This window comes from Aquificaceae bacterium (assembly GCA_037722135.1).
GTDB classification, from domain to species: Bacteria; Aquificota; Aquificia; order Aquificales; family Aquificaceae; genus Pampinifervens; species Pampinifervens sericum.
This window is the reverse complement of the sequence record JBBKAW010000103.1, coordinates 61330-73486: the sequence shown is the minus strand read 5'-3', so window position 1 is coordinate 73486 and position 12157 is coordinate 61330. Positions and strand designations below refer to the sequence as shown.

General features: G+C 42.5%; 14 protein-coding genes and 1 tRNA gene. 9 read left to right on the top strand and 6 right to left on the bottom strand.

The window, feature by feature from the left end; genetic code table 11:
• The first annotated feature begins 21 nt into the window (after nucleotides 1-21).
• Genes hemB through WKI49_07595 form a run of 4 tightly spaced genes read left to right on the top strand, consistent with a single transcriptional unit; the run spans nucleotide 22 to nucleotide 1773 of the window.
• The gene (gene hemB / locus WKI49_07610; protein ID MEJ7622352.1) at nucleotides 22-1005 is read left to right on the top strand and encodes a porphobilinogen synthase; all 984 of its coding nucleotides are present in this window, start codon (nucleotides 22-24) and stop codon (nucleotides 1003-1005) included.
• Nucleotides 1005-1262: a hypothetical protein gene (locus tag WKI49_07605; protein MEJ7622351.1), complete on the top strand. Its 258-nt coding sequence runs from the start codon at nucleotides 1005-1007 to the stop codon at nucleotides 1260-1262. The genes hemB and WKI49_07605 overlap by 1 nt, the downstream gene beginning before the upstream one ends.
• Nucleotides 1263-1291: 29 nt before the next feature.
• The gene (locus WKI49_07600) at nucleotides 1292-1447 is read left to right on the top strand and encodes a hypothetical protein (protein MEJ7622350.1); all 156 of its coding nucleotides are present in this window, start codon (nucleotides 1292-1294) and stop codon (nucleotides 1445-1447) included.
• On the top strand, nucleotides 1444-1773 hold the full coding sequence (locus tag WKI49_07595) for a hypothetical protein (protein ID MEJ7622349.1): 330 nt from the start codon (nucleotides 1444-1446) through the stop codon (nucleotides 1771-1773). Before WKI49_07600 ends, WKI49_07595 begins: the two co-directional genes overlap by 4 nt.
• Here the strand turns inward: WKI49_07595 and hemC are convergent.
• From hemC to aspS, 4 genes are read right to left on the bottom strand one after another with little or no spacing between them, the layout of a single operon-like run.
• Nucleotides 1764-2684 (bottom strand): hydroxymethylbilane synthase, encoded by a 921-nt coding sequence (gene hemC / locus WKI49_07590; GenBank protein MEJ7622348.1) that lies wholly within the window; start codon nucleotides 2682-2684, stop codon nucleotides 1764-1766. The two genes, WKI49_07595 and hemC, sit on opposite strands and share 10 nt — an antisense overlap.
• Entirely contained in the window at nucleotides 2677-3366 is a 690-nt protein-coding gene (locus WKI49_07585; protein ID MEJ7622347.1) for a BsaWI family type II restriction enzyme, read from the bottom strand. Before WKI49_07585 ends, hemC begins: the two co-directional genes overlap by 8 nt.
• Entirely contained in the window at nucleotides 3353-4543 is a 1191-nt protein-coding gene (locus WKI49_07580; protein ID MEJ7622346.1) for a DNA methyltransferase, read from the bottom strand. Before WKI49_07580 ends, WKI49_07585 begins: the two co-directional genes overlap by 14 nt.
• A gap of 5 nt (nucleotides 4544-4548) precedes the next feature.
• Nucleotides 4549-6345, bottom strand: a complete 1797-nt coding sequence (aspS, locus tag WKI49_07575; GenBank protein ID MEJ7622345.1) for an aspartate--tRNA ligase — start codon at nucleotides 6343-6345, stop codon at nucleotides 4549-4551.
• Nucleotides 6346-6402: 57 nt separating this feature from the next.
• Between aspS and purS the strand changes: the two genes are divergently transcribed.
• From purS to WKI49_07550, 5 genes are read left to right on the top strand one after another with little or no spacing between them, the layout of a single operon-like run.
• Nucleotides 6403-6615 carry a phosphoribosylformylglycinamidine synthase subunit PurS gene (gene purS, locus WKI49_07570; protein MEJ7622344.1) on the top strand — a complete coding sequence of 71 codons (213 nt, stop codon included), beginning with the start codon at nucleotides 6403-6405 and terminating at the stop codon, nucleotides 6613-6615.
• Nucleotides 6612-7292, top strand: a complete 681-nt coding sequence (gene purQ, locus WKI49_07565; protein MEJ7622343.1) for a phosphoribosylformylglycinamidine synthase I — start codon at nucleotides 6612-6614, stop codon at nucleotides 7290-7292. The genes purS and purQ overlap by 4 nt, the downstream gene beginning before the upstream one ends.
• A gap of 15 nt (nucleotides 7293-7307) precedes the next feature.
• Nucleotides 7308-8876 (top strand): MlaD family protein, encoded by a 1569-nt coding sequence (locus tag WKI49_07560; protein ID MEJ7622342.1) that lies wholly within the window; start codon nucleotides 7308-7310, stop codon nucleotides 8874-8876.
• 32 nt (nucleotides 8877-8908) lie between these two features.
• Nucleotides 8909-9985: an aminopeptidase gene (locus WKI49_07555; GenBank protein ID MEJ7622341.1), complete on the top strand. Its 1077-nt coding sequence runs from the start codon at nucleotides 8909-8911 to the stop codon at nucleotides 9983-9985.
• On the top strand, nucleotides 9943-10662 hold the full coding sequence (locus WKI49_07550; GenBank protein MEJ7622340.1) for a Crp/Fnr family transcriptional regulator: 720 nt from the start codon (nucleotides 9943-9945) through the stop codon (nucleotides 10660-10662). Before WKI49_07555 ends, WKI49_07550 begins: the two co-directional genes overlap by 43 nt.
• Here the strand turns inward: WKI49_07550 and WKI49_07545 are convergent.
• Nucleotides 10660-10732 (bottom strand) — tRNA-Lys (locus WKI49_07545). The genes WKI49_07550 and WKI49_07545 overlap by 3 nt on opposite strands.
• 32 nt (nucleotides 10733-10764) lie before the next feature.
• Nucleotides 10765-12150 (bottom strand): bifunctional UDP-N-acetylglucosamine diphosphorylase/glucosamine-1-phosphate N-acetyltransferase GlmU, encoded by a 1386-nt coding sequence (glmU, locus tag WKI49_07540; protein MEJ7622339.1) that lies wholly within the window; start codon nucleotides 12148-12150, stop codon nucleotides 10765-10767.
• Nucleotides 12151-12157: the final 7 nt, after the last annotated feature.

Genomic DNA, 12157 nt, shown 5'->3' with positions numbered 1-12157 from the left:
TTAGATATATATTATATTCCTATGGAGTTTCCAAAGCTAAGACCAAGGAGATTAAGGAGGAACGAAAATATCCGTAGGCTTGTAAGAGAAACCAAGCTAACCCTTGACGACCTTATATACCCCATTTTTGTGCGATATGGTCAAGGTATCGTGGAAGAAGTCCCAAGCATGCCTGGGGTTTATCGCTACAGCCTTGACAAGGTAGTGGACGCAGTAAAAGAGGTAAGAGACCTTGGCATACCTGCCATAATACTCTTCGGCATACCAGAGCACAAAGATGAGGTAGGCTCGGACACTTGGAGTGATGAAGGCATTATACAAAGGGCTCTAAGGCTCATAAAGAAGGAAGTGCCAGATATGTATCTTATAACGGATGTATGCTTTTGTGAGTATACAACGCATGGACATTGTGGAGTGCTGTGTGATGGAGATGTTCATAACGACCTGACCCTTGAAAACCTCAAGAAGCAAGCCATATCGCATGCCAAAAATGGTGCGGACATGCTTGCACCTTCTGGCATGATGGATGGTATGGTAAGGGCTATAAGAGAAGCCTTAGATTCCTCGGGCTTTGAACACATTCCTATAATGGCATATTCCGCCAAGTATGCTTCTGCCTTTTATGGACCCTTTAGGGAAATAGCTGAATCCGCACCAGCTTTTGGAGATAGAAGAAGCTACCAGATGGACCCAGCAAACTCAAGAGAAGCCATTAAAGAGATACTTTTGGATGTGCAAGAGGGTGCAGACATTGTAATGGTAAAACCGGCTTTAGCTTACCTTGATATAATAGCAAAAGTAAAAGAACACACTTTCCTGCCAGTGTGTGCCTACAATGTAAGTGGTGAATATGCCATGATAAAGGCAGGTGGCAAACTTGGCTGGATAGATGAGAAGAGGGTTATGATAGAAACCCTACTTTCTATAAAGCGTGCTGGTGCGGACATGATAATCACCTACTTTGCAAAGGATATAGCACAACTCATAAACAAGGGTGAACTTTAATGGGTTTAGCTGAGAAATATCCGGTAAGGTCCATCATAGAAGATTGGAAACACTGGCAAGGAGACTGGAAACTGGTAGGAGGTATACCTTATGCTATAGCTTTGCCAAGACCTATTAATCAAATTACACTCATAAAACTCGGACACCTACTATATAGCACTTTAGGGAATTGCGAAGACTGTAAAGTATCGGGAGAACTTGACAGGTATATCACGGTAATAAGAAAGGGTAAAAAGTCCGCCACAGATGGTTATTGAAATAGTTTCGCTTTCCAGTAGACATATGGATGAAGGGCTTAAAACTGTGTGAAAGAGAAAAGGTGAAATATTCTGTGCTTGTTTATCCTGATGAGAAGATGGTTAAAGGTAGAGAGAAAAGGGACAGAAGCTTCAGCTTTGAAGAATGTAAGGTAGATATAAAGCTTGAGGAGGTTTTGATATGAGATTCTATGGAATACCTTTTGAGGATAGGATGCTTGAAATAGTAGAGAGGATAACAGATGGTGTATGGCTTTATGAAGAGGATGGCAATAAGGAAGAGCTGTCTGCAGAGGAAGTTAAGAAAAAACTCCTTGAGTTGGTCAATATGGTAAAGAGTTGGAAGCAAGAAAGTAGGCATATACCCGCAGGCACGACCTTCTTCTTTGTAAGCACTCCAGACAACCCTCAAGCTATAAAGGTTTATGACCTATCTTCTCTTGGATGTTCCTCAAGTCTTAGCCCCCCAAGGTGGAAGGTCTACAAAAAGGAGCTTGAAGGTCAGCTTTGATGGTATACTTCCTCAAGTATCGCTTTGCCACCCTCTTCTAAGAGCCTTCTGGCAAGTTTTTTGCCTATCTGTTCCGCCTGATGTGGGTCTCCTTCTTCCACTCCTTCTAAAAACCTTTTTCCTTCAAGGTCAGAAATAAAGGCTTTTAGCTTTAATTTCTCGCCTTCAAGCCACGCATAGGCACCTATGGGCACTTGGCAACCACCTTGAAGTTCTCTTAGAAAAGCCCTTTCACACTCCGCCCTAATACGACTTTCTCTATGGTCAAGAAAGGCTATAGCCTCATACACCCTCTTGTCTTCTTGCCTTATCTCTATGGCGAGACTTCCTTGACCCACTGCAGGGATAAAGTCTTCCAATACTTGGCTTACCCTTTCCTCAAAGCCCATTCTTTTAACACCTGCGTAAGCAAGCACTATGGCGTCATAAAGTCCTTCCTCCAGTTTTCTGAGCCTTGTATCCACATTCCCGCGAAGGGTCTCCACCCTCAAGTCTGGTCTTTTTCTCTTTATCTGAACCTGTCTCCTCAAAGAGGAAGTGCCTACCTTTGCACCCTCTGGAAGCTCATGAAGTCCTCTCCCATCCCTTGATATGAGCACATCAAAAGGCTCTTCCCTCTCTGTTATAGCTCCGAGAATGAGACCCTCTGGCAAAACCATTGGCACATCCTTTAAAGAATGAACCGCAAGGTCTATATCTCCTCTCAGAAGTGCCTCCTCTATCTCTTTTACAAAGAGTCCTTTGCCTCCTATTTTTGCCAAAGGAGCGTCAAGGATTTTATCGCCGGTGGTAGTGATAAGCACAAGCTCTACGCTGTATCCCCTGCTCTCAAGCCTCTCCTTTACATAGTTTGCCTGCCAAAGAGCTAACTTGCTCTTTCGTGTGCCTATGCGAAGTGTATTCTTACTCATCCTTGTCAACCCTACCAAGTTTTTCTATTATCCTTCTAAACTTTTCAAAAGGCATGACTTTCTCACTTTCTTCAATCCGCTCTGTGGTTATTACGAAAGCTCCGTCTGTATCTACTTCAACGATAGCTCTACCCTTTTTTGCAAACCTTTTCCTTGAGAGGTCCTTATCTTCATCAAGCGTTATAAAAAAAACTTTTATATTTTGCGTGAGCTTTGATTGTTTCAACTTCAAAGACCAATAACCTGTTTGAGCTATTCTTTCTCTTAAGGTAGCTTTTACGGATATTATCGCCAAAGCTCTGCAATTCTTATTGTATATAACTAAATCAGCATCTGGAACATGCATCCCAAACTCACCATAATCAACAAGTATACTCCTTTTCACCATGCATAGACACTCATCTAACACTATACCACTTAACTTTGAACCACTTATTATATTTAAACCATGTTTTTTAACTTCAGAACTTATAACTTCCACTATCAACTCTTCAAGAAGCCTCCCTTTGAAGGCTTTCCAGCTTTGCTCTGCGTCTTTTATACCAAACTTGGTTATTTCCCCAGAGAACTCTTGCCTTATGGTTTCAAGAATATTAGAAAGGTTTTCTATGCCCTTTAGTTTTACATCTTCTATAGCTTTCAATCTTAAAGCCTTAAGAAAAACCTTTTTACCATCTTTCATAGAAATTCCACCTTATCTTCACTTCTTTCCTTTTAACATTTTCTTCCTTTTTAACTATTATAAGGTATTTAAAACCCCTTAGATAGAAGTTATGCTGTAAAGCCTTGCTATGCCAAAAGGGAGTATTTGAGGCTTGATTTCTGCGAACTACACAAACCACATCAACAGGAGAAAAATATTTTGTAAGTCTTTCGTATATCTTAAAGCCCACTGGAATATATTCCCCCTTTGCCCATTGGTCACCTATTAACCAAGCCAATACTTTACCTTTTTTGAGTATTCTATAACATTCCTGCATTACTTTTTCAAGCTCCTCGTAAAACTCTTCAGAACTTGCAGGTATATGACCTATATTTAAGGGATGGTCGTTATATTTGATGTTGTCTCCGTATGGCGAGTCTACAAACACTAAATCCACCGTTTCATCCTTCAGAGGTATGTTTCTGGCATCCGCCTGTATTATATCTTTTCTCGTCGGCACTATATCAAAGGCTACAACCCTTCTCCTCTCTTCAAGGCACACATCTATCGTAGTCCCAGAACCTGCCATAGGGTCGCATACTATCTCACCGGGTTCAGTGTATCTCCATATGAGGTTATAAATAATGAAGGCTGGAGTAACGCCGGGGTATTTATTATTACCCTTTCTGGTATATCCGTAACTTTGGTATGGATAGTCCCACAAGGTAGTTGTCATCATTGGGGGTATGTATTTGTCATCTATTATTTCTTCCTTGCGAAGCCTATTTATTGCTCTTCCCTCAAGGATATTCTTTATCAGAAGTGCCCCCTTCTCTGTCAGTATATCTCTCCACGAGATGTTAAGACTTCTAAAGATTGAACTTGCCTTTTCAACTTTTTTTATGGTTTGTGTTGTTTCAAAGCGTATATAGTAAGGGTATCTACCTTCAAAGATTGGAATACCTTTATCATATCCAGGTTCGCCTTTTGCAGTAAAAGTGCCATAAAGAACATCTTTGTCAAGATTATACAGAAAAATAAAATCGCCTTCTTTAACTGCGAATAACTTATTTGCGTAATTTTTCCCAGTCAAGATTATCCTATTAGACAATAGTGTTTCCTCGCTCTTGTCAGTGCAAGCAAAGATAAAACCATGTCTAACAAAATGCTTTTTTACTTCACTTTTTTCTACCTCCACCGAGCTTAGGAAACCCATTTCCTCTAACCTTCCACCACCCTTATATGAAGCTCCTTGAGCTGTTTTGGCTCCACATAGTCTGGTGCACCAGTAAGAGGGCATATACCCTTCTGGGTTTTGGGAAAGGCTATCACATCCCTTATAGAGTCCAAGCCTCTCATTATGGCAATTAGCCTGTCCAGTCCAAAGGCAAGTCCACCATGTGGTGGTGCTCCAAAGCGTAGTGCGTCAAGTAGAAAACCAAACTTCTCCCTTGCCTCCATCTCTGGTATCTCCAAAAGCTTAAAGACAAGCTCCTGAAGGTCCTTCCTATGTATACGAATAGAACCTCCTCCCACCTCGTAGCCATTTATCACAAGGTCATAAGCCCTCGCCTTCACGGAATGAACAAGCCTCTTTTTCTCCTCCAAGTCCTGCACCTGTAGAGCCCTTTCAAGAAGCGGAATATCTTCCTCTCTGGGTGATGTGAAGGGGTGGTGCAAAGAGACAAACCTCTTCTCTTCTTCATCCCATTCCATAAGAGGGAAGTCCACCACCCAAAATATGTCAAATTTACTCGTATCTATGAGGTTGTATTTCTTGCCTATGTGAAGCCTTAGATTTCCAAGAATACGGTAGACCATTTCCCTTTTGTCCGCGGAGAAAAATATCACATCCCCCCTTTCAGCCCTTAGTCTCTGTAAGAGTTCTCTGGTCTCTTCCTCAGAGAAAAACTTTACTATTGGTGAGTTTAGCTTATCTTCTTCTACCTTTATCCAAGCAAGACCCTTTGCTCCAAGGCTTTGCACAAATTGGGTAAGCTCATCTATCTCTTTCCTTGAGAGGTTTGAGCCTTTGAAGTTTATAGCCTTTACCACTCCACCAGATTCTATGGCTTGACGAAACACTTTAAACTCTGTATTTTTGAAGACCTGTGTGAGGTCCACAAGCTCAAGCCCAAACCTACGGTCCGGCTTGTCAGAGCCATAAGTTTCCATAGCATACTCATAGGAAATACGGTCAAAGGGGAGCTTTAACTCAACGCCGAGAAGCTCTTTAAAGAGGCTATATATAAGCCTTTCGCTAAAAGCCATAACATCCTCTTCTTCTACAAAGGACATTTCAAAGTCTATCTGGGTAAATTCAGGCTGACGGTCCGCACGCAGGTCTTCGTCCCTTAGACATTTAACTATCTGGAAATATCTATCAAAACCTGCAACCATAAGCACTTGCTTAAAGAGCTGTGGAGACTGGGGGAGAGCATAAAACTTGCCCGGATGTAACCTTGAGGGAACAAGAAAGTCCCTTGCACCCTCTGGGGTGGACTTGGTAAGAAAGGGTGTCTCTATTTCCACAAAGCCTTCCTCAAGGAAAACCTTCCTTATTACCTGATAGGCTCTATGCCTAAAGAGAAGGTTTTCCTTCATGCTTTCCCTTCTTAGGTCCAAGTAGCGATATTTGAGTTTTGTCTCTTCCGAAAGGTGTGTCTCTTCGTCAATGGGGAAAGGCAAAGCTTCTGAAGTGTTGAGAATTTCAAGCTCTTCAATTACCACTTCGTAGTTTCCCGTCTTAAGTTTTGGATTTTCTGTGCCCGGGGGTCTTTTTCTTACGATGCCACGCAAGGCAACCACATACTCTGACCTAAGTCTGTCCGCAAGTTCATACACTTGAGGGTTTGTCTTCTCTTCTACCACGCACTGGACTATACCCTCTCTGTCTCTTAGGTCTATAAAGATTACTCCTCCATGGTTTCTTATGCGATGAACCCAGCCGTTTAGGATAACCTCCTTTCCGAGGTCTTGTTCGCTGATGTGTCCGCAGTATCTTGTTCTTTTTAGCATATTTAAATTATAGAAAATCCTTACTTTGCATGCCTTAAGATGGTAGAATATAAGGTAATGAAGGTAAGAGTTCTTATACTTCCCAAGAAAGGACTTCTTGACCCAGAAGGCAGGGCGGTAAAGGAGATGCTCCGTGAGGGTGGTTTTGATGTAAAAGATGTAAAGGTGGGAAAAGTGGTGGAGCTTGAGGTGGGAGAAGGCACAGACATAAAAGCCCTTGTGGAGAAGTATCTCGTAAATCCCTTAGTTGAGGAGTATGTAATAGAATGAGGTTTGCGGTATGTGTATTTCCGGGGTCTAACTGTGATTACGATACATACTACGTGATAAGGGACCTTCTTGGACAAGAGGTGAGCTTTGTAGACCACAATACAAAAAGGCTTGATGCCTTTGATTGTGTAGTTTTGCCAGGTGGTTTTTCTTTTGGAGACTATTTAAGAGCTGGAGTGCTTGCCAGCAAAACACCCCTTGGCAACGCTATAGTGGAATACGCACAAAAAGGTGGGCTCGTGCTTGGTATATGCAACGGCTTTCAAATTCTCACAGAGCTTCAGCTATTGCCAGGTGCTTTACTCAAGAATGAAAACCTAACCTTTCTATGTAAGGACGTATACCTTAGAGTTGAAAACAATTCCTTACCCTTTACCAGAAAGTTTGAAAAGGGTGAGGTGATAAAACTCCCCATAGCCCATGGAGAAGGAAGGTATTATGTGCCAGAGGATGAGCTAAGGTCTATGGAGGAAAGGGGTCAAATTGTCCTAAGATACTGTGATGAAAAGGGTAATATAAACCCTCAAGCTAATCCCAATGGTTCTATATCCAACATAGCAGGTGTATGCAACAAGGAAGGCAATGTCTTTGGTCTTATGCCTCATCCAGAAAGAGCTTGCGAAGACCTACTTGGCTACCGAGACGGCATAATACTCTGGCATTCTCTTGTCACTTAGGGCTATAATTTAAGCATGAGATTTTCTAACGAAGCAAAAGTAGGCTTTCTTGTGCTTTTATTTTCCCTTGGCTTTGCCTTTCTTATACTTACCTTCGGGGAGGTTCCCTTTTTCAGACCTGCGGTAAAAACTTACAAGGTCTACTTTGACAATGTGGCAGGGCTTAGTGTAGGTGCGGAGGTAAGGGTTGCTGGTATAAAAAGTGGAAGGGTAAGGTCTATTAGCCTAAAAGATGGCAAGGTGGAGGTGGTTTTTGAACTTGACAAGGATATAACCCTCTATAGAGATGCACAGGCGGAGATAGGAACTCTTGGTCTTATGGGAGACAAATACCTAAACATATACCCCGGAAGTCCACAAGCGGGCATTTTAGAAGAAGGCGGGACGATAAGTAAAAGCCTTGGTTATGCGGATACGGACCTTCTTATAAAGCAAATGACAAGTGCTTCAGAATCTGTAAGACTAATGATGGAAAGTTTCCATCTTATACTTTCAGAAAACAGAGAGGATATAAGGAGGGTGGTGCAAAACCTTGAAATGCTCACCCATAACCTTAACCTAATAGCCCTTGAAAACAGAGAGTCCCTAAGGGGAGCTATACATAACATAAACCTACTTGCCTATAACTTAAACAGAACACTTCCTCAAACTATAGAAAGCATAGACAGGCTTGCGAAGAGTCTTGAAGCCATAGCCAGCGAGAACAGGCAAGACATAAGAGAAACCCTTGCAAACCTAAAACAGCTTAGCAACGACCTAAAGACGACCCTTCCCGAACTTTCAAGAAACCTTAACGAGCTTTCAATAAATCTAAACGCCTTGATTGTGGAAAACCGTCAAGATATAAGAACTACCACATCAAACCTCTCTGAACTTACCAAAAGCCTTAAAGAAAGCGCTGAAAGGTTAAATAACATACTGGCACATATTGAAAGAGGTGAAGGCACCTTAGGGAAGCTAATAAAGGATGATGAGTTATACAGAAATGTAGCTTCTGGTGTTAGGGTGCTTGGGAAAGCAGGAGAGGTCGCAGATAGGACAAACCTCTACATAGGCTTTAGGGGTGAGCTCTACAGGGCTGGTGATTCAAAGGGGATACTTACTGTCAAACTGCAACCCGATAACGAAAAGTATTACCTCTTAGAGATAGTTGGGGACTCAAGGGGTAGAGTCTACAAGGAGGAAATACTTCCTAACCAATGGATAGTTAAAAAGGAGTTTAAGCCTGAAGTTACATTGCAGTATGCAAGAATATTTCCCTTTTTTGGTAAGGAGCTCGTCCTAAGAGGTGGACTAAAGGAATCTACAGGCGGAGTGGGAGCTGACCTTATATATTCACAAAGGCTCGCCTTTACCACAGACCTTTGGGACTTTGGAAGAAGAGACAGACCACAGGATAAGGACCTTAAGCCAAACCTTCAAGTAGCGGTAAACTACAAGGTTAGTGGTCCACTTTATGTAAGGTTTGGTGGCGATGACCTTTTAAATTCAAAGTTAAGGGGTGTATTCGGTGGTGTAGGTCTTATGTTTACCGACAACGACCTAAAATACCTGCTTGGTGGTTTAAGACTGCCCTTGCCATGAGATAAACTGAGATAAATTTATGATTAATAGCCATGTATAGGGAACATATATATAGACTTTACAGGGTGAACATGAACTTGAAAGAGGGCGAGTCTTTGCTTCTGCTTACGGATACGGAGAAGGACTACCTTTTGGATTTAATGGACCAGTTTGTGGAAAGTGCAAGAGCCATAACACAAAAAGTAAAGCACTGTGTTTATCCCTCTTTGGGAGGGCATGGCAAAGAGCCACCAGAGGAGGTTTGGAGGCTTGCCTTTGGAGATAGAGCAATAGATGAGCTAAGAAAAAAGGGTCTCTTTGAGCATATACTCCTTAAAGAAGACTATTCGGAATATGAAGCTCTGCAAATACTCAAGGCTTACGCAGAGGATGTCCCTCAAGTGGTGGTAGCTTTTCCATACTTTTCCACTACACATACCTTTTTTAGAAAAGCTCTTACAGAAGGCTTTGGCTGTAGATACGCAAGTATGCCTCTTTTTGAGCCGGAGATGTTTTATGGTCCTATGAAGGTGGACTGGGATTACGTGGCAAAGTTGAGCCTTGATGTGGCGGACATGCTTTCCGAAGCGGAATGGGTGCATGTAAAGGCGGAAGGGACAGACATGGAGTTTTCTGTGTTAGGAAGGAGGGCTATAGCGGACACGGGTCTATTCCACCATAGCGGTCAATATGGAAACCTGCCTGCTGGCGAAGCCTTTGTAGCTCCTATAGAAAACTCAGCCTTTGGAAAGCTAACCATAACCTACGGTCCAGACAGGAAACTGGAAAGACCCATAACCCTTAAATTCCGAGACGGTGCGGTGGAAGAGATAGAAGGCTTTGAACCATATAGGAATTATCTTGAAGAGGTGTTTAAAAGATACGAGAATGCCCGAGTAATTGCGGAGTTTGGCGTTGGGACAAACCCGGGTGCAAAAAGACCCGACAATGTGCTTGAAGCAGAGAAGATTCTTGGCACAGTGCATGTAGCTATTGGAGATAATCATACTTTTGGAGGTGTAAACAGGGTTTCCTTTCACACCGATTATGTGGTTTTTGAACCCCAAGTAATCATAGGAGGTAAGGGATGGCAAAAGAGACTTTTAGAGAAAGGCAAGCTAAGGACCTAAAGATAGAAATGCTCAAAAAGGTTCACATTTTTGAAGACCTATCAGAGGAAGAGCTAAAGGATGCTTTAAATTACATGCAGGTTAGAGAGTTTAGGAGAAACGAGTATCTCTTCTTTGAAGAAGAGGCGGAGCCTGGCGTATACATCCTTTTGGATGGTCTTATAAAGCTACTCAAAGAGACGCACGATGCAAGGATTGTAATAGTTAGGCTCGTATACCCTGGGGATATATTTGGTTGGATAGAATGGGGTAAAAAGGTTCCAAGAAACACCTACACTGCAAAGGCTATGCTTGAAAGCAAAACCCTCTACATTTCCAACAAGGACTTTATAAACCTTGCCATAAAGCATCCCGCTATTGCCATAAAGATGACCTGCGAGGCAACCGCTACACTTTTACAAAGCTACGAGACCCTCAAAAGCATAGCAGGAGGTAAAGTGGAAGAGAGAATAGCGAAAGTTCTCCTTGAGATAGCGGACAGGATAGGCAAGAAATACGAGGACGTTATCGTTATAGACGCACCACTTACGAGGCTTGACATTGCAGAGATGACTGGCACAACTGTGGAGACCACCATAAGGGTTATGAGTAAGTGGAAAAAGCAAGGCATAATAAACACAGAGAGGGGATACATAGAGATAATAAAAAGAAGGGAATTGGAAAGACTTGCAGTATGAGCCGGGCGGGATTTGAACCCGCGACCCACGGATTAAAAGTCCGTTGCTCTGCCAGCTGAGCTACCGGCTCTGAGATTAGTTATTATAGCATCTATTGTCTGACTATTCAAGTAATTTTTCCTTCCCTTTACCCTTTAAAATTCTTAGTTCGGACCTTTCAATGGCAAGGTCTCCGTCTGGCACATCTTCGTTTACCACAGAGCCTCCAGCTATAAAGGAGTAGCTACCAACCTTTATGGGTGCTATAAGAAGGGCATTGCTCCCTATAAAGGCACCCCTTCCCACATAGCTTTGGTGCTTTTTCTTTCCGTCAAAATTTGCAAAGACCACACCAGCACCTACATTCACATCATCCTCAATAGTTGCGTCTCCTATATAGGCAAGGTGCTTTGCTCTTACTCCTTCTCCTATAAAGGACTTTTTTACTTCCACAAAGTTTCCTATATGGCTACCCTTACCTATTAAACTGTTTTCTCTCACATGAGCAAAGGGTCCTATCACAGCCCCAGACTTTATGTGTGAATTTCTTACTATGGAATATGCCTCTATCACTGCTCCCTCTTCCACAAGAGCGTTTTCTAAGATACTACCCTTTCCTACAATCACACCCCTACCTATTTTTGTATTACCCCTTAACATAACATCTGGATATATCTCCACATCGCCCTCTAAAACCACGTCTGGTTCTATCCATACACTTTCTGGTTGATGTATGGTGTTGCCCTTCTCCGCCCACTCCTGAAGTATCCTTAGCCTTATCACATTCTCCGCTATGGCAAGCTCCCACCTTGTGTTAACCCCAAGGACCTCTGTAGGGTCTTCTGCCATAAAACTCCTTACCGTGTAGCCCTTCTGGTGCATAAGATTGAAAACCTCCGTGAGATACACTTCACCCGTCTTAGGACTTGGCTTTACATGAAAGAGTGTTTCTACAAGATGAGGACAATAGAAAATGTAAACCCCTCCATTTATTTCCCTTATTAGCTTCTCCTCAAAGCTCGCATCCTTTTCCTCTACAACTCTTACCACATTTCCCTTCTCGTCCTTTATTACCCTTCCGTAGCCAGTAGGGTCTGGCAATTGTGTGGAGAGTAAAAGAGCACTTAACTTGATACCCTCGTATTCTTCCACCATATGCAAATATCTCTGCATGTTTTTGAGGGTTTGTGGCTTAACCAAAGGAGAATCTCCGTTTATTACCAACATATAACCATCGTAATCTCTCCAAAAATCAACAGCAGAAAGCACCGCATCACCGGTTCCACCCTTTGGGTTTGACTGATAAAAGTAATGATAGGCGTCTCCAAAGTATTCCCTTATCTGCTCCGCCTTATACCCTACCACAAGGGCAATTTCCTCAATGGGTAATTCCCTTAGAGTTTTTAGAACATACCAAAGCATGGGCTTACCGAGTATGTTATGCATAACTTTCGGCTTTTCGCTCTTAAATCGTGTTCCAAGACCCGCAGAAAGCACAAGGGCTCGCATGCAAATA

Excerpts from the sequence above, each read along its gene's own strand:
- WKI49_07560 (MEJ7622342.1), top strand. The coding sequence starts at position 7,308 with ATGAGATTTTCTAACGAAGCAAAAGTAGGCTTTCTTGTGCTTTTATTT.
- WKI49_07550 (MEJ7622340.1), top strand. The coding sequence starts at position 9,943 with ATGGCAAAAGAGACTTTTAGAGAAAGGCAAGCTAAGGACCTAAAGATA.
- purQ (MEJ7622343.1), top strand. The coding sequence starts at position 6,612 with ATGAGGTTTGCGGTATGTGTATTTCCGGGGTCTAACTGTGATTACGAT.
- hemB (MEJ7622352.1), top strand. The coding sequence starts at position 22 with ATGGAGTTTCCAAAGCTAAGACCAAGGAGATTAAGGAGGAACGAAAAT.
- glmU (MEJ7622339.1), bottom strand. The coding sequence starts at position 12,150 with ATGCGAGCCCTTGTGCTTTCTGCGGGTCTTGGAACACGATTTAAGAGC.
- WKI49_07595 (MEJ7622349.1), top strand. The coding sequence starts at position 1,444 with ATGAGATTCTATGGAATACCTTTTGAGGATAGGATGCTTGAAATAGTA.
- WKI49_07580 (MEJ7622346.1), bottom strand. The coding sequence starts at position 4,543 with ATGGGTTTCCTAAGCTCGGTGGAGGTAGAAAAAAGTGAAGTAAAAAAG.
- aspS (MEJ7622345.1), bottom strand. The coding sequence starts at position 6,345 with ATGCTAAAAAGAACAAGATACTGCGGACACATCAGCGAACAAGACCTC.
- WKI49_07585 (MEJ7622347.1), bottom strand. The coding sequence starts at position 3,366 with ATGAAAGATGGTAAAAAGGTTTTTCTTAAGGCTTTAAGATTGAAAGCT.
- WKI49_07600 (MEJ7622350.1), top strand. The coding sequence starts at position 1,292 with ATGAAGGGCTTAAAACTGTGTGAAAGAGAAAAGGTGAAATATTCTGTG.
- WKI49_07605 (MEJ7622351.1), top strand. The coding sequence starts at position 1,005 with ATGGGTTTAGCTGAGAAATATCCGGTAAGGTCCATCATAGAAGATTGG.
- WKI49_07555 (MEJ7622341.1), top strand. The coding sequence starts at position 8,909 with ATGTATAGGGAACATATATATAGACTTTACAGGGTGAACATGAACTTG.
- hemC (MEJ7622348.1), bottom strand. The coding sequence starts at position 2,684 with ATGAGTAAGAATACACTTCGCATAGGCACACGAAAGAGCAAGTTAGCT.
- purS (MEJ7622344.1), top strand. The coding sequence starts at position 6,403 with ATGAAGGTAAGAGTTCTTATACTTCCCAAGAAAGGACTTCTTGACCCA.